We start from the raw sequence: 19,377 nt of genomic DNA on the forward strand, positions 1-19,377 counted from the left end.
TCCATGAGCAAAACGTACTATACATTGGAAGAAGCCAACGCCATGCTCCCTGTTGTCAAACAGGAATTGGAGAAGCTGCAGGAGATCAAGCGCCAGTTCCGCGACAAGTACGAGGAACTGTACCAATTGAAAGCTTTTCACAAGCAAAACAGCATGCTCGTAGAGGGAGATCCTTATTTTACGCTGGAATGCGAAATGGATTTTTTGCAGGTGGAAGGCAATACGATACTGCAGAGCTTTGAATTGAAGGGCGTGCAATTAAAAGATATAGACAGCGGACTCGTTGATTTTCCGTCGATCCGGGACGGGCAGGAAGTGCTTCTGTGCTGGCGTCAGGGAGAAGCGAGCATAGAGCATTATCACGGATTGTACGACGGCTTTGCCGGCAGAAAGCGGATTAAGGGAGAGTAGCTGCTCCCCGTAATGTTGAGGAGGATTTTACGTCCATGAGTAACACGTTCACAGCCGAGGGGAGTCGGCTACATAGGATACAGAGACAATGGTTCATTCGTTTGCTCTGCTGCTTGATTTTGCTTGCCGGAATGATTGGAGCTGTGTTTCCGCACGGAGTATCGGCACATGCGGGCTTGCTGCAGTCGGTTCCTGCCGCTAACGATGAATTGAAGGACCCGCCGGATAAGATCGTCCTGACTTTTAACGAAAGACTGGAAGAAGGCGTCTTCTATATAAAGGTGTTTGACAGCAGCAAGAAGCAGGTCACGAACGACAAGGCACAGATGAGCGCCGATCGCTTGAGTGTAGAGCTGAAGCTGCCGCAGCTCGGCAAAGGAAGCTATATCGTTACTTATCATGTCATCTCGGCGGACGGCCATCCGGTGGAAGGGACGTACTTGTTCGCGGTCGGGCAAAGCTTAAGTCAACAGCCGGTCGAATCGTCGCCGATCATGGAGCATATGCATCCGCAGGGCTCTGGTTTATCTACCGGTCTCGGCGTTGTAGACATTTTGCAGTATATTTCGCGGATTTTATATTACATCTTTATGCTCGCGTTTACCGGGTGGCTGCTGTGGATGCGTTTTGGCAAGAGCAGTCTGAACGCAAGCGCCGAGACCAAAGTCCGGGAGCGCGGTACCCAGCTGCAGCAGGGCTATTTACTCGCCTTTCTATTCTTCATGTTTACGCACTTGTTTGCTCTTATCGGCGACGGGGGAACAGACGCATTCATCACTACGATTACAAAGACCAGCATAGGGTATGTGTGGCTGGCGTCTCTTGCTCTGTCGCTGCTTAGCTTCGTTATGCTGCACCGTTCGATAGGATTGGATTTGCTGTGGGTCGTTCTCATCTGGCTGACCAAAAGCTTCAACGGTCACGCGGCAGCCTTTCAGCCGTTGAAGCAGACTATTCTGCTTGACGTGATCCACTTGGGTGCTGCGGCGATATGGGTAGGCGGCGTGCTGATGCTGCTTTATTTGTGGAGTACGGATAAAGCGGCGGGGAAAGCTTTCTTTCCGCGGTTTTCCGGCGCAGCCTTTGCATCCATCGTCCTGCTTACAGTGTCAGGAATATTGACGGCTTTCGTCTTTTTGCCGAATATCGAATATGTGCTGGAAACGAATTGGGGTAAGCTGCTGCTGGTCAAATCCGGACTTGTCGTCCTGGTAGTTCTGGCGGCAGGAACACTGCGATGGTTGTTCCGCAAACGCGAGGACAGCACCAAGAGCCTGCTGCGAATCGACGCCTTGCTGGCGCTGCTCATCGCCGGGATTGTAGGGGTATTCACCTATATGACGCCGCTTCCGGCCAATACGCCGCTGAACTGGCACGACATGGGCGAAACGATCCATATGACGACGCAAATTTCTCCGACTACACCTGGGGTGAATGATTTTACCGTCAAAGTATGGCTTCCGGAGAAGCTGGGCAAGCCGAAGCAGGTTATTTTGAAGCTTCAGGATGACAAAGCACCGGACATCGCGCCTCTAGAAGTGCCGCTGGTCTATACGGAGGATAACGTCGTAGAAGATAATTTCGGCGGCTTAAAAAAGCATACGTACAAAGCGCGCGGACCGTATTTGCCGTACCCGGGGTATTGGAATATCGAGGTGCGCGTCATGGACAGCAACGACGATGAAAAAGTATATAAAAAGCAAATTCGCGTATTTTAGCGAATAACAAATAACCCCAATCGGACTTTGATTAGATGTCCGGCTGGGGTTTTGCTATTTGTACGGCCAGGCTTATCCGTTAGCCGATTTGGCTCCTTGCAGCGGGGCGGGCTGCTCTTGAGCTTCCGTCTCCTTGGACGCCCGGTATGTGAAATAGAAGAAGACGCGGCTCACGGCAATGATGATGAAGCAGCCCCACAACGGGAGGAACGATATCAAGGCTCCGGCTATGAGCGCACCTACGGCGTTCCCCGCATTCATGACGAGCTGGAAATCGGAGAAGTAAGCCATCTCCTTGCGATGCTTGGAGGCTTCGTTCATCATGATCGTCTGCGATGCAACCTCATGAACGGCCAGACAAAACCCGACCCAGCCCTGGATGACGACAAGCAGCCAGAACGATTGAACAAACCCGTAAGGCAGCACGGCCAGAGCCATCCCGATAACCGCGGTGCCGTACACCTTAAGAAGGCCGAACCGTTCCATGCAGCGGCGGGCGACAGGCAGCAGCAGCGTCGAGACGATACCTGCGATGATGACGAAATAGGCGATTTGCGAGTTGGTCAGCTTCAGTACGTTGACATGATAAATGACGAACAGCGGAGCGACCATGGCGATCCCGACATTGTTCAGTCCCATCCACCACGTTTTTCGGTCGCATTCCTGAAGCGGCTTCATCCAAGTCAGGCGGATCGGCTTCTTTTCCCGCGGTGCCAGCTCTGCGATGAGCGACATGCCGGCGAAGGTAGCGAGACAGCCTACGAGCATCGAGAACACGTAGTTTTTCGGAAACATCCAGTCGAAAGCGTCCAAATAATAGCCGATGCCGAAGCTCCCGAAGGTGACGATCACAATGCCGATAATTTTATTATTGCTAAAAATTTTGGGGAATTCGTCCGGCGCGACCCATTTGCGCATAATAGCCGGCTGCTGCGCTCCCGTTATCATGACGGCTACGGCATTGATACACCAGAAAAACAGCAGGAACGGGATAGGATGTGACAGCAGTGCGGCAAAAGCCATGCAGAGGAAGGCCGCCTGGCGGACGTAGCCGCTAACGAGAAAAACGCCTCTGGTTACAGGCAGCTGTCGAGTAAGAAAGGCCAACGACAATGCGCAGAACAGAGGCGGAAGAGAGTTCGATAAGGCGATTTCAAAATTGCTCGCTCCGAGACGGGCGATAAGTACTTGGAGAAAAGTAAAGAAACTGACGCTTTTCATATTTTGCAGAGCCGCGTCCATGTAAATTCGTGTCGTAAGCTTCATCGGTTTCAAGACCTTTCCTTTAGCTGGCTGTGATGGGTGAACCCCGCTTTGATGCGTTCACGAACTAGCATACCGCAACCCTGCAACCGAATAACATGGACGGTTCTGTCTAAAAACATGGATTTTTTTGCTTTGCCTAAAGCCTACTCTTTCCAGCTTTGCTTGTGCAGGTCGGACACAAATTCCGCCGCCGCTGCGTTCGAGATGACCTGCTCAGGGCTCTTGCAGCCCGGAATGACCGACGTTACGGCGGGATGCTTCAAGCACCAGGCCAACGCCCACGTAGCCATGTCCATGCCTTCAGGCACTTCGTTCTCGCGGATGCGCGCCGTTTCCTCCAGCTTGGCGATCGTTTGCTCCTTGTCGTGGCGGTTGCGCACATCGTTATCCGGGAATACGGCGCCCGGCTTGTATTTGCCGCTCAAATAGCCGCTCGCCAGCGGAACGCGCGCCAATACGCCCAAATCCTGCTCCTCGCAGGAAGGAAAAACCCGCTCTTCAGGGCGGCGGTCGAGACGGTTATAGACGACCTGAATCGCTTGGGAATTGACTTTCGTCGAAGCCGCGGTCTGATGGAGGTTATCGTTGCTTCCGATCGATGTGCCCAGATGGCGGATTTTGCCCGCTTGCACCTGTTTGTCGAGCAGCGTCCACAGCTCGTCCTGATCGAACGCTTCGTCCGAGCCCGAATGGAACTGATACAGATCGATATAGTCGGTTTTCAAAGCCTTCAAGGACGCTTCCAGCTGGCTTAACACTTCCTGAGGCGACCAATGCTGCGTGCGCTCCTGATGACCGTGAAAATGATGCCCGAATTTCGTGGCAATAACCCAGTCCTCGCGGCGGTTGCGTGCAACATAGTTCCCGATCAAGGATTCCGATGTATGGTCGCCATAGCATTCAGCCGTGTCGATCAAGTTGATGCCGGAATCTTTGGCTTGATCGAGTATCGCGTCCGCTTCCTCCTGCGTGAACGCCTTACCCCATTCTCCTCCGAACTGCCACGTGCCGACCCCGATCACAGAAACCTTCATATTCGTTTTGCCTAATCTGCGGTATTTCACATGAATCCCTCCCCGGAAATGGTTGCCTATCTCTTTCATATTAACGATAACACCGCAACGATGTCAAAAGAGCCCATTTGAATTCTCACTATAAGATGGAATAAAATAGGGCAAGCGGAACCAAATTAGGTATAAGGCAATTTAGGAGGTACTACGGTATGATGAAATTATTTTTGCGAGGGCCAGTGCTCATCCTTATCATCGCGGCTTTGGCATTGACTGCCTGCAATAAAGGCAATTCGGCGAATACGGGGAATCCGGCTGATTCCAAGCCGAACGATGCCGCGGCAATGACTGCGACGACCCTCCAGGGCGATTCGCCTCATTGGCGTGTCAAGCTGAACTATACGCCCAAGGGGAACAACAAGTTTCAGGAAGTTGTGGTCATAGAAAATAAGCTGGACGAGAACCTCGAAGAAGTAACGGTAACCATTGTCCGCAAAAACGGGGAAACCCAGAAAAACGATCTAGCCGAACCGTCGGTCATGAAACCGGGAGCATCCTTCACTCTGCAAAATATAAACGAGGTCGCAAGCTGGAAGGATACGGACCAGGTCCAAGTCGAATGGAAAGCCGATGGTCGCAGAACCAAAGAATATTTGACGGTTGACAATAAAACTGCAGCCGCGCCTGCCAAGTAGCGGGATTGTAAAAATTTTATGTTGCTTTAATCTTTCTTTTGCCGAATTGGTGTAGAGTGGACAAAGAGACGGCAAAAGGAGCTGAAGAGATGCAACGAGTGAAACGGTGGATCAAAGAGTGGGTCCCTACCTTGGCAATCGCTGTGGTTGTCAGCTTTACGTTCAATACCTATGTGGCGCAAGGCATGAAAGTGCCGACAGGTTCGATGCTGCCTACAATCCAGCTGGAAGATAAAATATTGGTGGAGAAAATGGTCAAGCTGACCGATTTTCAATTCGGCGATGTCGTCGTATTTTACCCGCCTCTTCCGGATCAGGCCGATCAACGCTTCGTCAAGCGGTTAATCGGGTTGCCTGGAGATACGATTGAAATCAAGGACGGCACGCTGATCCGCAACGGGCAGAAGGTAGACGAGCCTTATGTGCAAGAGCCGATGAGCTACACGTTCGGTCCTGTAACGGTTCCTGAGGATAACTATTTCTTCCTGGGAGACAACCGAAACGATAGTCTCGATTCCCACCTATGGCCGACGCCGTTTGTGGACAAAAGCCAGCTTGTCGGGAAAGTACTGTTCCGCTACTACCCGTTCAATCATATAGGCAGCTTGGACTAACAGACGGTATGCGCAGACCGCGCGAATAAACGAAGCACTTCCTGCCGGTAAGAGCACCGCGGGGGGTGTTTTTTGGTATAATGAACCAGTATGATTGGTTAGAAGAAAGGCGTTATTAAGAGCGAGTTGCGAGGATGGGATGCATGGAGCCGAATCAAATACTTACGATCCAATCTTTGAAGTACGGGGATCGTCTGCACTATGAATGGAACACTCGGCTGTTGGAGAGGACCGGGGAGCATTTATTTGTGTTAAGCGAAGCCGGACGGCAGTTGAAGCATTACACCAGGGGCAAAACATTTACAATGAACAACTGGACGATTGAGTTCTTTTCCTTCCAGTCCTGGTTTACGGTCAGCGCGGAAGTGATTGATGGCCAAATCAAGCAATATTACTGCAACATCAACCAGCCGGCCAAGGCTAACGGGGATGTGGTCTCGTTTGTCGATCTCGATCTGGATCTTATTTATAGAAACGGAGAGTGGAAAGTGGTCGACGAGGACGAATTTGCGCTTCATTCGGTGCAGCTCGGTTACCCCGACGAGTTGATCCGCAGGGCCAGAGAAGAGCTGGAAAGCTTGCAGCGCCGGATTGCGGCCGAGCTGTTCCCGTTCGACGGCACGCTAGAGCGTTTTATTCCGCTGATCCCGGTGTAACAGGGGATTTTCCTCTGGACAATGCCGGGGGAGAGGAATATAATGGGAAGTATCCGCTGAAACGGCGGAAGCGCTTGCGCGGGTGTAGTTCAATGGCAGAACTCCAGCTTCCCAAGCTGGTGGCGTGGGTTCGATTCCCATCACCCGCTTATGAGAAAAACCCTTTTATATAAAGGGTTTTTCTTTTTTATCTATGCTAAGTGCAATCTGCTCACCCCCCGATGTAATAGGACGTATTGAATGATGCAGCTAAATTTATTGGAAAAAGTTGTTATTTTATAAGGATTTCATCATTAGCCTCAACCAAAAAGCAGAAGATGGGGACAATACTTCAATGAAGCTACTTCAATCCATCTTGTATTGCATGGAGTGACTCCATGACGGAATGCCCCATTCCAGGACACTCCAAAATGGACTCTTTGAATTGAGACCCGGAAGGCACCGTATCACTTATTTCTTCTGGAAGGGAAAGATTATCTTGCTGACGGAATTCCGCAAGAACACTAATCAGACAAGCAAGTTAGAATTGCAACGGGCATTGGATAGAATGAATGATTGGAAAAAATGAAATCCTTAAGGAAGAAGTTCTTGGTCGGATGAAGGGCATCGCAGGGGCCACTCCGATCCCGAAATTGAACGACAGGAGGTGATTCACATGGATAATTATCAAGGTCCAATCGATTTCAGCGAATTAAAAAAGAATATGACAGCTATCAACGATACCGACAAGGAAGTCTTAGCTCAGATGGCAAGACTAGTTAACGAGATCACCCGCAGAAGGAAAGTACCGGGTTAACTCAGGCCGAGGTTGCAAAACGCGCGGGAATTACGCAAGCTCAAGTTGCACGTTTGGAAATTCACACACGGTTCCATCCATGGAAACAGTCATGAAAGTAGCCTTCGCGCTCGGCTTGAAGATCGGTCTCGAAGAAGCGGCAGCTTCCCAATACGTGCATGCTTAATTTATCGTGAACTTCATCACCTTCTAAATCATAACCCCTCTATGGAGAGCCTGAACCGGCTCTCCTTTTTTTTGTTAATAATAAAGATAACATCAACTTGGAATGGAAAATTGGTGGATAACACCCTTTGTGCATTGTTCTTGGAAGGAGAGAAGATGGATTTGCATTGAGAAAAGTGGAATAACGTATACATAGCCGTTACTGTCCATACCGTTTTTCCGTCACTTTTACACCAATCAAACCAAGCTTACAACTTGGAACGATTGGCGTTTTTTTTTGCATTGTGCATGGTCCACATACCCAAATTTACTAAAAATATATATTCAATTAACAATGGACGAACAAAACGAAATTACAATACAAGAAAATGCTATATAAAACAATGAAATAAATAATATTTTAATTGTTTTACATTGTTTTCTTTGAGGGGGAATATCATCCATATCGTGATGGCAATAGCAGAACGAGCTGATAATTATGCAAAACAGGAGCACAACTACATGAAACAACGAAAGACAGTAAAATTACGGATATTTTCATTATTGCTAGCTTGGCTACTATTTTTTCTTCCTAGTGGGGCAACGGCCCACGGACCGTCTTTTGGGTATTCGCATATAACACTCCAAGAGGAAGGGATGCGCTACGAACTGCTGCTTCTGCCGGACGAAATGAGCCCGCTTCTAAATCTCGATGTAGATCAGGACGGTTCATTCACAATCGAGGAAGCCAAGCAAAAGGAATCCGAAATGAAGGAGTTTGTATCGCGAGGACTGTCCGTCAAAGCGGACGGAGCCGAGTTGCAAGCGAAGCTTGGATCTATGGAAATGATTGAACAAGGGTTAGGAATTCCGATGATTAAGCTGAATTTTGACTACAATTTTGGGAAGGAAGTCAAGGAGCTGGCCATCAAGTACAATCTCTTGTTCACGAACGTCAGTCCGACACATCACAACTTTGCTACGATTACTTCGCTGGACGGTTCGACGAGCGAGCATGATTTTGATAGAAGTCATCCAATGTTAAAGCTGTATATGGATCCTCATAGTCCACAAGCGATCGTTGATCGGATGATCAAGATACCTTCATGGATCTTGCTCGTTTCGCTGTTGCTGCTGATTGCAGCGATTCTACTGGCAGTCCGGGGATTGTATCTGAAAAAAATGAAAACAAAAAGGAGAAGAAAATAATGGAAGTAGCAATTCCGGATTGGCTGTTTACATTGGGAAGTTATATTGCCTATGGGATGGAGCATCTGTTCACAGGGTACGATCATCTGTTATTCCTATTAGGCTTGGTCATTGTGCGTCTGAAGTGGAGTGAATATTTGAAAATCATCACTTCCTTCACGGTCGGACACAGTATCACTTTGGCTTTGGCAGCACTCGGAATCGTCCAGATCCCCGGGGCCATCATTGAGCCTTTAATTGCACTAAGCATTGTTTTTGTGGCAGTAGAAAATATGCTGCGCAAAGAGCATAAATGGCGCTGGCTGATTACGGCATGCTTCGGACTTATTCATGGCTTCGGATTCGCGGGAGTGCTGGAGGGCAGATTTTCAGGGAATGTTGCTCTTCCGTTGTTCTCCTTTAATCTAGGCATTGAGCTGGGACAGCTGGCTATTTTCCTTGTTCTTTTGCCAATCATCACTAAAATCGGGCGCACCCGCTGGAATGCTCCTACGGTCTATGGCATATCGGGCATCATCGGTTTGTTCGGTATTTATTGGTTCCTCGAGCGCGTGGTATAAGGCTTCATCTTAGTAGACTTCCCCTTCTTGTTTGCCATACTGTTGACTGTCGGCCAGCAGCATTGACGCTGTCTGTCGTTGTCGCCGCCACGATTCCGGCGATACCGAATCAGTCTCTATGCCGGCAGTCACACAACTGACCCGTCCCCCATTTCCTAGTCGCTGTCGTCCCCAATTTATGCAAAGGATTGTTCGTTAATTGAACTCTTTTACAGCTTCTTTTCCTATGCGAATGCTTACAATGGTTTGTCCATCGGTTCTATCGCTGCCCTATAATTCGTACTCGACTCTACTTATATTTTTAGGTTTGTTTCGTGATGTTTACAAAATCATTAGATTGAATTAACATTCCGCAAACAAACCGCGAATAAAATGCAATTGAATACTGCAAGAAAACAACTAATCAATGTAAATAAATTGTGGTTTTGTGTTGTTTTGTTGAACGAGGGAGGAATGCCTATCTTAAATCGCACGGAACCTTGTACCTTTGTCTTCTTAGTCACTGTTCAGTAGGCAACATGTCTCAAGTACTCACCATTAAGGAGGGCTCTTTTTGTTAAAGGCCAAGAAATTAATATCCGCATTAATGGCATGCACGATTGCCAGTACAGTCGTTCACTCAGCTGGAGCTGGCTATGTCCCGGTCGCATTAGCCGCAGCTGCGGTGGACACGCCGGTTGCCTCTTCACCTGCAGGACGCTATGAGCAATCCGTCAGTGTTGCGTTAAGCTCCAATACGGCGGGTGCGGACATTTATTACACGTTGGACGGCACAATGCCTGACGAAACCAGCCTGAAGTATACCGGAACGCCGATCGTCCTCACGGAATCGACGAATGTTTCGGTGATCGCCTTGAAAGACGGCGTCTGGAGTAAGGCCGCTACTTACGGCTATATCATCAAATCAACCGAAAAACCGCTGCTCAAATTCGCTGCGATGTCAGATATCCATATTGGTCCCGGCACATCGGATCAGGATGCGAAAACACGCGGTAGATGGGCGAGCAATTTCGATGTCATTTCCTCCATCTTTCCTAATCCTGACGCGATTCTTATCGCCGGGGACGTCATCAATGACAACGGCAATGGCTTGGGACCGCATCACCAGTTTGCACGTGATGTTCTCCAAGAGCAATTAACGCGTAAAAATTGGACAAACCTGACTGTTCAAATTGCAATCGGCAACCATGACGCTAGCGTAGCCGAAGTGAAGCAATATTACCCGACGGATTGGTTTACGGATCAGACGAATGGCTACTACGAGAAAACGATCGGCGGCTATTCGTTTTTCTTCCTGAATGCAAACAATTATAACGGCGACACGGGACAAAGAAACTGGCTGAAGGGCAGACTCGCAGCATTGACGGCGGATCCGGCGAATCTAAATAAGCCGATCTTCATCACTTTGCATCATCCCGTTACCGGTACCGTCATGGACGGTCAGCAAGCGGCCAATCCGAACCTGTATACGGATTTGAAAGATTATCCGCAGGTGGTTGTTTTCTCCGGGCATTCGCATTTAAACATTAACGACGATCGTTCCATCTATCAGAAGGATTTCACTACCGTGAATGTTGGATCCATGTCCTATGTTGAGGTAGATCATGGCTACTCCGCTGTGACGGAAGAGGGCTTGATCGATGGGCGGTTCGAATTTCCTGTACAGCAATCGCAATTTGTCGAGGTGTACAAGGACCGCATCGAGATTGAGCGCATAGAGTATAACGGCGATGCAGGCTCGGTCTATGTTGGTGGCGTGTGGCAAGGAGCGGGCCAGCAGACTTCCTTTAGAAGCGCCGGCGCATTAGCGGGCAATAAATGGGTCGTGAAATTAGAAGGCGGCACCAAAGAAGAAATTAAAAGCAATTTCACGTATACGCAAACTAACCGCAACAAAACAGCGCCTCAATTCCCGGCAAATCCGGACCTGAAGGTGCTGCCAGGAACCAATAACGTGCCTGTGCTCTCCTTCAACCAGGCTAAGGACGATCAGTCCTTGCATCATTATGAAATTAAAGTGTACAACCAACGAACAGCTCAAGTAGTGAAATCGTACAATGTGTTGTCGGACTATTATTTTTCTCCGATTCCGAACGAAATGAATATCCCGATGACGGGGCTGAGCCCGGCAACGTCGTACGTCATAACCGTGGCGGCTGTTGATGCATACGGCAACAAAAGCGCGCCGTTGCAATCGTTCTATCGAACCGACGGCACGCCTCCGGAATTGACGCCGATCGATCCAAACACGATGTGGAACCAGCTCGTATCCGACATGAAATTCGACGGCAATCTGAATGAAGATGCTGCCGGCGTAACCGGCTTGGCTACGATGGCCGGCAATGTCACCTATATCGCTGGTAAATCCGGCCAAGCGGCCAGCATTGCGGCAGGCAATGCCAACTATATCGATCTTGGCGGCAGACCTGACTTAAACTTCGGCAATGGAGACTTTACGGTATCGTTCTGGCACACCGGCAATTTGGCAGGCGATCAGACGGTCCTCTCCAATAAAAACTGGAATTCCGGCAAGAATCCGGGATGGTATATCGGGCCTGCGACTGCGAACAACATGACGCTGAACATGGCTGACGGCACCAATCGTATCGATTATTCGGCTCAAGGTGTAGGAACCGAATGGCACTACTTTACGATCTCGGTAGACAGAACGAACAAGATGGCCACTACTTATGTAGACGGGGTCATGAAGGCAAACAAGGATCTCACTGCATTAGGCGCGTCCAGCATGGACACTCCGTATCACATCATCCTTGGTGCAGACGGCAACAAAGGCAACGGTGGAGCAACCGTGACACTGGACGATTTGAAAATATGGAAACGCGCCTTGACGGCGACGGAAGCCAAAGCGCTATCCGACTCATATCAGTCGACAACGCTGTACACCTTCAGTCAATTGACAACGCTGATTCAGGAATCGGAACAGTTCGCTGCCTATATTGCTGCAACAACCGGTTTGTCTCTTCCCGATCAAGCGAAAAACGAGCTGACGGCCCGGACAGCTTCCGCAAAAGCCTTGACTGCCGGCGATAGTGCGGCTGTGATCGATCAAGCTTATCTCGATTTGATGTGGGCTGTGCAAACGGCCAAGAATGCCGTTATGTACACGTTCATTCCAAAAACGTCGTTCTCGATTAACTCTTTCAGTACTGTAGATTTGGAAAACAATGTGGCAAGCAACATTTTGGACGGACAGGAATCTACCATCTGGCACTCCAAATGGGAGACCCCGGCTGCTCCATTCCCTCATTGGGTTATTATCGATATGGAGAGCACCTATAAATTAAACGGCATCCAGAGAAAGAGCCGGTTAAATCAAAGTGCGATGGAGTTTCCGAAAAATTTTGAGCTGTACGCCTCCGACAACCTGGCTGACTTTAACGATTCTGCATTCCTGAACAATGCGGCCAACAAAGCTACCGGCACATTTGGCAAAACATGGACAGGGACGGTTTACAAGGACTATGTCTCTTTAGACAAAACCGTGCAGGGACGCTACGTGAAATTTATTGTTACCGGAACCTATAATACGGACTTATCCAAAACGTTTACCAGCATGAGCGAAATTGATTTTACCGGCGATAAGGTTGCAAGCGGGAACGCGAGCCTATCGGATCTCCAAGTTAACAGCGTTTCACTTGAAGGCTTCAAGCCTGATAAGCTTGATTACTCTCTGAACGTTCCAAATACCGCGACGAACGCCAATGTTACGTATACGGCTTCCGAGCCTCAGGCTGTAGTCGTTGTTACAGGCAATTCCAACCTGCAGGTTGGCGATAACATCGTCCATGTGACGGTGACGGCGCCGAACGGAAACGTCAAAACGTATGTCATTAACGTGAACCGTGCCGACATGCCGCCTTCCTTAAGCGATCTGCGCGTGAACGGAGTTACGTTAAGCGGCTTCGCATGGGACAAGCTGGACTATTCATTGTCGGTGCCTTATGAAACTACAGTTGCAGCTGTAACTTATACGGCAACCCATACAACGGCAACGGTAGCGGTAACTGGCGGCGACAACCTGATTGTCGGTGCAAATCCGGTTACCGTCACGCTTACGGCGCCAGACCAGCCGATGAAGGTTTATACGATTCTCATAACCAGGAATCCAAAAGCGTCATCGTCCGACAGCTCCCTGCTTGATCTGCGAGTAAACGGAACGACGCTGGAAGGCTTCGCTTCCAACAGGCTGCAATATTCGTTGTCGGTACCTTATGAAACTACGGTTACACGAGTGACGTATACGACATCCGATCCGGCTGCATCGGTACAAATTCATGGCGGCGAGAATTTGGTTGTCGGCGACAATCCGGTTACCGTCACGGTTACAGCCCAAAACGGGACTAAGAGTGTATACGGCATTCTGATAACCAGACAATCTCAAGCACAGTCGTCCAATGCAAGCTTGAGCGATCTGCGCGTCAATGGGACTACATTGAGCGGGTTCGCACCGGACAAGCTGAGCTACTCGCTGGATGTTTCCTATAGCACAACCGTGGCAGAGGTGACTTATTCCACCGAGCATGCCTCAGCCAAAGTAACTATTACGGGTGACCGTAACCTGAGCGTCGGCTCCAATCGTTTCACTGTCCTTGTCACTGCAGAGGACGGCGCTACTAAGGAATATGTTATTGCAGTCAACCGCTATAATCATTCGTCGAGACCATCGGGAGGATCCGGGTCTTCTGCAACGCCGCCGGTGAAGCCGGAGCTGCCGGATAACGCAGCTGCCATCAAGGATGAGAGCTTGAAGTCCGACCTTACCACCGTGTCCGTTGAATTGACGGAAGGGAAAAATCAGGTTGCCATTCCGATGGCTCAGGCGGATCAGCTTAACGGACGTCCTCTGATCGTCCAGGCACCGAATGTGAAGCTGAGCGTTCCTGCCGAGCTGTTGAAATCCGTTAGCAGCTTGCTGCCGTCCGCTGACGACTCTGCTGTAATTACGGTGAAAATCGATCCGATCGCAGCAGCTCAAACAGACCGGTCATTGAAGGAAGCAAGCCGCAAAGATAACGCTGCTTATACGCTGGGCGGGCAGGTGTTCGAGCTATCGATCTTCGTGACCGACAAAGACGGCAAGCAGTATACAATGAATGAGTTAACGAAGCCTGTAACGATTACGTTCCCGATTCCTGCCGGAATGGATCCGAAGCTGGCGGGTATCTACGAGATTCAGAAGGACGGCAGCCTTGTATACCTGGGCGGAACGAACGTTAACGGAAATACCGCCATCGAAGTCGGGGTTAACCGGCTCGGCCAATACGCTGTGTTGTCCTTGGATAAATATTATAATGACGTAACCAATCAGCACTGGGCATTCTCGACGATTCGTGAGCTCTCCGCCAAACATATCGTAAATGGAGAGACAAACTCGAGCTTTGCACCGAACAAAGACGTTACCCGTGCCGAATTTGCGGCATTGCTCGTCCGGACGCTTGGCCTCACTTCCGATGTATCGGCTCCGTTCGGCGATGTAGCTGGGAACGCATGGTATGCCAAGGAAGTATCGGCAGCTTATAAAGCGGGTATCGTCACAGGCGATTCGCAGCAGACATTCGATCCGAATCGCAGCATTACCAGAGAAGAAATGGCTATTATGCTCGTCCGTGCTTATGAGCTTCGGACAGGAAAGAAACTGGATCAAGCCACTTCGGCAAGCTCCGATGCTTCGGAGATCAGCGACTGGGCACGGTCTTACGTGAACAGTGCGATGAAAGCAAAGCTGCTGTCGGGGCGCCAGGAAGGGCTGTTCGTACCGGCTGAGCACACGACACGTGCGGAAGCGGCTCAAGCGGTGTACAACTTACTGAAATAATAAATAACAAAAAGATCGCCAATCCCCTGTATGAACAGGCCGGATTGGCGATCTTCTTCATTTCCTCAGCTTCCGAAGTACGGATTGCCATATACATAAGGGCTTGTAGGCACCTGCTGCGTTTCAATCGATTTTGCTGCGATAGTCAACACGCTCTTGCCGTCGATATTGCGTTGTTCTATCGTTCCGAGAACGACCACGAACATATCGTTGTTCCATTGCTCGGGGTTATCGGCTTCCACCATAATGGCCATCGGTACGGAATCGGCGACACAGCATCGCATGGCGAATCTTCCTACGGCAAATTGATTTTCTTTCATGCTGTCGAGACGGTAAACATATCCTGCAATTTGTACCTTCTTGCCTAGAAATTGTTTCTGATACAAATCCATCGATGTTAGCGACTCGATATAAATATCATCGTTAATCATAATGAGAGGCTGGCTGTACATATCCGCTGCCTGCTTGGCGTAAGGCTTCGTATAATCATTGGATGGGAACATTGTGCCGCTAGTCCCCGTATCGCCTGTAACGTTATCGGCATTGACCAATATGCTCGAGGGGGTTAAATTCAATCCTTTTTTGGTAGCCATCTGACTTCCCAATACGGCATCGGGCATTGAAATTGCAAGAACAAGCGGAATGATCAAAGCCCCATACATGACAACCACGCCAGGCTTCCATTGATCGTGACTGTGGGACGAGCAGGAGCAGCTGACTGAGGCTTTCTTTCGAGACACATCTCGAACCGCCAAGTACAGCTGGTGCATGGCCAACATGTACATGCCTAAGGCGAGACCTTTCACCCATAGATCCATTCTGGGAGCTACGTAATAAATCAGCGCGTCCGAGCGGCCAAGCTGTACGATGAACAACACGAATGCCAGCAAGATTAGAGCTCGAACCATTCGATGAGCGAATACAGACCCTATCTTCATGCGTTTCCTTCCTCCAATCCATAATTACGAATACAGATGATCGAATGCGACTGTACTGAGCAGCACGATGACAGCCGATATGGCCATCACGGTCGCAACGGTTTTGAAGCGGAATACTTTCAGCAGCATCAAGGTGCTCTTGATGTCCAGCATGGCGCCGAATACGAGAAAAGCGAGCACGGAGCCCAAGCTGAAATCGGGAATGAAGGTAACGCCGACAAAGGAATCGGCTGTGGAGCAAATGGATAGGACATACGACAGCCCCATCATGAACAAATGCGGAGTCCAATTGCCTTCACTTAACGCAACAATCCACTCCTTGCTCACGACGGTTTGCAGCAAAGCCGTAACAGTGGCGCCCAATACCAAGTATTTGCCGACATCGAACATCTCAATGACCGCGTGCTCCAGCGTGTCATGAAATTTATTTTTCCAGGCCGGTTTCGGAGCTTTGACGGGAATTTGCCGCTTTGAGCCGGCGCTGGCTGCGGCGACATGCTCATGAGCATTGTTCAATGGAGTACGAAGCGCAGTATCCCTTACTCTCCAAGCCGCCCAAAGACCAATGACGGCTGCAACCGCAAAAGCCAGTGCGATTCGGGCGATAGCCATCTCCGGATGCGTGCGAAACGCAACGAACGTGGACGTAAACACGACCGGATTGATGATCGGCCCGGCCATCATAAATACGATGCCGATATAGGGCGGCATGCCTTTACGAATCAGCCGGTGCACGACAGGAATGATTCCGCATTCGCAAAGCGGAAAAAGGATTCCCAGCAGGCAGCCGAACAAAATGCCGGGAATCGTTTTTTTGGGGATCCACCGCTGAAGTGTCTGATCGCTAATCAGCGTTTGCAGCAAAGCGGAAATGATGATGCCAAGCAATACGAATGGAAACGATTCCAGTAAGATGCCGATCATCATGGCGCGAAAATCGCTAAGAAAACTCATCAACTCATCCTCCTAAAAACTAAACAATCACAACTAATTGTTAATATTTTAATTTGTTTGTTGTGCATTCAGTTTTAAGTTTAGCGGTCGAATGTTATATCCACATCATCTCATTATTAAGTAATTATGAAGACATGTGCCCATAACTTTTTCATTTTCTAATCCGTTGTAATACTTTCGCCATGTTCGCAAGCTCCAATAGATGGGATGATACGTATCGAAGGCCGACACGACCTTCGAATAAGGTAAGCTTCAGGCTATTGCCATCCTTCCTTCTACTCCTAACCTTGAACTGTAGGGTGGCAGCTCTCCTGAAGAGACCGTCAGGCTATCGCATCTCTTCCTTCTCTTATATTTGGTCAATTATTGTAGAGATGCGAATTTCCTGATTCCATCCGATAGGGAGAGGAGGCATCTAGGCGTAGTACAGCCTAGAGTCATTCAATGCGAAACGTTATTTATCTCAAAACGAAAAGAAAATTAATCGTGCAGCGCGGAAGCCACGTGCTTCCGCCTAAATATTTGGCTACCGCGATGAAGAATATAGAGTACCTGGGCTTCACGTTCTCCAAGCAGCTGATGGACGCGGTTCGGACCCTATCCATAGAAGAATTCGCAGCGCTATACGATCAACTTGTAACCGATCTGAAGGCGATGATAGGAGCCGATGTGATTTACAAGCCGATGTACCCGAATTTCCCGCTGCAAGTGATGCTGGCGAGTGAAGCGGAGCTGTATATCCATGCGATCATTCACTACATAACGTTGGCATTGCCGGATTATGAAGCTCTAGACAGGTTTCCGTTGCTGGATCAAGTCGGTTTGAGCATTATCGATCTGGGAAGCGAAGAGGATTATGTCCAAATGATCCGCGGTATCATCCAAGCGAATAGCTCCATCTCCCAGCAGGATAAAGAAAATGTGGAATGGGTAATCGCCAATCACGACAGCCTGGAAGCATTTCTCCCCGAAGCGATACCCTTGAAAGAGAATGTAGGCTTTGTTGTAGGAGCCTTGTTGAAATATGGTAAGGCAGAAACCCATCTGATCGGCAGCTACGTAAAGACCGCTACGGATGTACTTCGCTTGGCAACAGCGCTATCGGACGGGGACGTGAGCCTAGCGGCGAACACGAAGTTCCGAAAGTTCAAGCGTGCGGAAAGGCGATTGCTGTTGGGGCTGCTGGAGCAGTCCGGCTCCGCCATCGTGGAGGATATGCTGCGGAACAAGAACCGTTGGATCCGTCTGGGTGAAATTCTTCACCCATCGGAGTACCGAAACCAATATCCTCGCTGCAATGAGGCTTTTGATATCTTGCGCAACAATAAGCCATACGAGACGTTCGGAGCGAAGGTAGAGCTGTCGCTGCAGTATAAGGATGCGTGGCTCGCGGCGGATCTGCTGAAGCATCGCGCGGGAGAATTCGCGAGACGGCTGGATCATCTGCTAAGAATTACGAAGGAGCCTCTGTTGATGGTCTATGCGTTCGAGGATGTGGCCGATCAAGTCTCGACCCCCGTGCTGCTGCAGGTTATGACTCATTTCACCCATAGGAATGAGCGGCATGAATTGCGGACCTTCTTCCCCAAAGGAAATGTGGCCAAGGCGGTGGCTATTCCGAATACGCTGCCTGTGCTGGATCCTGAAGTTTGCGAGGCTGTCGTCGAAACATGTAAAAATACGCTGCTGAACCGCTTCTCCAAGCTGCCTCCGTTGGGACGAGTGTACGTAGACGAGAGCTTGAAACGGTTTGTCGTACCGTTCTCCCAGAGATCGGCGAGCAAGGCGCTGCGGACCATCGTCAGGGGCAGCCGCCTCGAGATGCCTCCGGGAAGCACGATCCGCTTTTTTACATGGTGGAAGGAAGGAATGGTCCGCGGCACGCATACGGGGCGGGTGGACATTGACTTGTCCGCCGTTATGTACGACAAGAAATGGAACTATATCGAGCATATTTCATATACGAATTTGCGCTCGGGCAAGTACAAGGCGGCCCATAGCGGCGACATCACCTCGGCTCCTTCCGGCGCGTGTGAGTTTATAGATATAGACATCGCTTCCGTCGTTCAATACGGGGGCCGCTACATCGTAGCTTCTCTGAATTCGTTTACCGAGCAGCCGTACTGCGATTTGCCGGAATGCTATGCAGGCTGGATGATGAGAAAATACCCGAATGAAGGCAAAATCTTCGAGCCTTCGACGGTTGTCGATAAAATCGACATAGCGGCAGATACGCAAATTTGCATTCCCGTCATTATGGATGTCGTGGAACGAACGGTCATTTGGACGGATCTCGCCCTGCGCAAGCATCCCGACTATTACAATAATATAGAGGGCAATCAGAAGGGAATGACCTTGATGGGGAAAGCGATGACGTCCTTAGTCAAGCCGACCCTGTATGATTTGTTTAAGCTGCACGCCGCTGCCCGTGGACAGGAGACGGAGCGGGAAGACGACGCGCAAACGGTCTTTTCGGTAAAGCGGGGAGTGACTCCTTTTGACACCGGGACGATCTTGTCGGAGTATGTGGTGTAGGGGATAAGCTGGAGACAATCAGTATAAACAACAAT

At 49.6% G+C, this 19,377-nt stretch carries 15 protein-coding genes, 1 tRNA gene and 1 pseudogene; 13 read left to right on the forward strand and 4 right to left on the reverse strand.

The genetic code is table 11. The features are described from left to right. Positions 1–3 precede the first annotated feature (3 nt). Both DVH26_RS06610 and DVH26_RS06615 read left to right on the forward strand, forming a co-directional pair. A complete protein-coding gene (locus tag DVH26_RS06610) occupies positions 4–411 on the forward strand; it encodes a DUF2203 domain-containing protein (protein ID WP_239632456.1) in 408 nt (135 codons plus the stop codon). 35 nt (positions 412–446) lie between these two features. Further along, complete coding sequence (locus DVH26_RS06615; protein ID WP_239632458.1) at positions 447–2,129, forward strand: copper resistance CopC/CopD family protein; 1,683 nt, start codon at positions 447–449, stop codon at positions 2,127–2,129. A 72-nt stretch (positions 2,130–2,201) separates the two neighbouring features. Here DVH26_RS06615 and DVH26_RS06620 read toward each other — a convergent pair whose 3' ends face one another. After that, entirely contained in the window at positions 2,202–3,395 is a 1,194-nt protein-coding gene (locus DVH26_RS06620) for an MFS transporter (protein ID WP_239632460.1), read from the reverse strand. Positions 3,396–3,538: 143 nt separating this feature from the next. Continuing rightward, positions 3,539–4,459 (reverse strand): aldo/keto reductase, encoded by a 921-nt coding sequence (locus DVH26_RS06625; protein WP_239632462.1) that lies wholly within the window; start codon positions 4,457–4,459, stop codon positions 3,539–3,541. A gap of 158 nt (positions 4,460–4,617) precedes the next feature. Here DVH26_RS06625 and DVH26_RS06630 point away from each other — a divergent pair, with 158 nt between their 5' ends. The 10 genes and pseudogenes from DVH26_RS06630 to DVH26_RS06665 all read left to right on the forward strand — a co-directional run bounded on the left by DVH26_RS06630 (position 4,618) and on the right by DVH26_RS06665 (position 14,915). Then, positions 4,618–5,100 carry a hypothetical protein gene (locus DVH26_RS06630; RefSeq protein ID WP_239632464.1) on the forward strand — a complete coding sequence of 161 codons (483 nt, stop codon included), beginning with the start codon at positions 4,618–4,620 and terminating at the stop codon, positions 5,098–5,100. An 89-nt stretch (positions 5,101–5,189) separates the two neighbouring features. Continuing rightward, positions 5,190–5,714, forward strand: coding sequence for a signal peptidase I (lepB, locus tag DVH26_RS06635; protein WP_239632466.1), 525 nt, complete (start codon positions 5,190–5,192; stop codon positions 5,712–5,714). A gap of 143 nt (positions 5,715–5,857) precedes the next feature. After that, a complete protein-coding gene (locus DVH26_RS06640; protein WP_239632468.1) occupies positions 5,858–6,370 on the forward strand; it encodes a DUF402 domain-containing protein in 513 nt (170 codons plus the stop codon). A 78-nt stretch (positions 6,371–6,448) separates the two neighbouring features. Continuing rightward, a tRNA-Gly gene (locus tag DVH26_RS06645) sits at positions 6,449–6,519 on the forward strand. Positions 6,520–6,755: 236 nt separating this feature from the next. Then, positions 6,756–6,938 (forward strand): type II toxin-antitoxin system RelE/ParE family toxin, encoded by a 183-nt coding sequence (locus DVH26_RS37210; RefSeq protein ID WP_481857576.1) that lies wholly within the window; start codon positions 6,756–6,758, stop codon positions 6,936–6,938. An 87-nt stretch (positions 6,939–7,025) separates the two neighbouring features. Further along, positions 7,026–7,166, forward strand: coding sequence for a hypothetical protein (locus DVH26_RS06650; RefSeq protein WP_239632471.1), 141 nt, complete (start codon positions 7,026–7,028; stop codon positions 7,164–7,166). Between the two features lie 23 nt (positions 7,167–7,189). After that, positions 7,190–7,261 (forward strand): annotated as a pseudogene (locus DVH26_RS37215) (hypothetical protein); the annotation flags it as partial. 571 nt (positions 7,262–7,832) lie between these two features. Beyond that, entirely contained in the window at positions 7,833–8,519 is a 687-nt protein-coding gene (locus DVH26_RS06655; RefSeq protein WP_239632473.1) for a hypothetical protein, read from the forward strand. Then, on the forward strand, positions 8,519–9,079 hold the full coding sequence (locus tag DVH26_RS06660; RefSeq protein ID WP_239632475.1) for a HupE/UreJ family protein: 561 nt from the start codon (positions 8,519–8,521) through the stop codon (positions 9,077–9,079). The genes DVH26_RS06655 and DVH26_RS06660 overlap by 1 nt, the downstream gene beginning before the upstream one ends. A 553-nt stretch (positions 9,080–9,632) precedes the next feature. After that, entirely contained in the window at positions 9,633–14,915 is a 5,283-nt protein-coding gene (locus DVH26_RS06665; protein WP_239632478.1) for a cadherin-like beta sandwich domain-containing protein, read from the forward strand. Positions 14,916–14,980: 65 nt separating this feature from the next. Here the strand turns inward: DVH26_RS06665 and DVH26_RS06670 are convergent, their stop codons facing one another. Continuing rightward, positions 14,981–15,853 carry a TIGR03943 family putative permease subunit gene (locus tag DVH26_RS06670; protein ID WP_239632480.1) on the reverse strand — a complete coding sequence of 291 codons (873 nt, stop codon included), beginning with the start codon at positions 15,851–15,853 and terminating at the stop codon, positions 14,981–14,983. 24 nt (positions 15,854–15,877) lie between these two features. Further along, positions 15,878–16,807 carry a permease gene (locus tag DVH26_RS06675; protein ID WP_239632482.1) on the reverse strand — a complete coding sequence of 310 codons (930 nt, stop codon included), beginning with the start codon at positions 16,805–16,807 and terminating at the stop codon, positions 15,878–15,880. A gap of 444 nt (positions 16,808–17,251) precedes the next feature. Between DVH26_RS06675 and DVH26_RS06680 the strand changes: the two genes are divergently transcribed. Then, positions 17,252–19,342, forward strand: a complete 2,091-nt coding sequence (locus tag DVH26_RS06680; protein ID WP_239632485.1) for a TerD family protein — start codon at positions 17,252–17,254, stop codon at positions 19,340–19,342. Positions 19,343–19,377: the final 35 nt, after the last annotated feature.

Source organism: Paenibacillus sp. H1-7 (genome assembly GCF_022354825.1).
GTDB lineage: Bacteria > Bacillota > Bacilli > Paenibacillales > NBRC-103111 > Paenibacillus_S.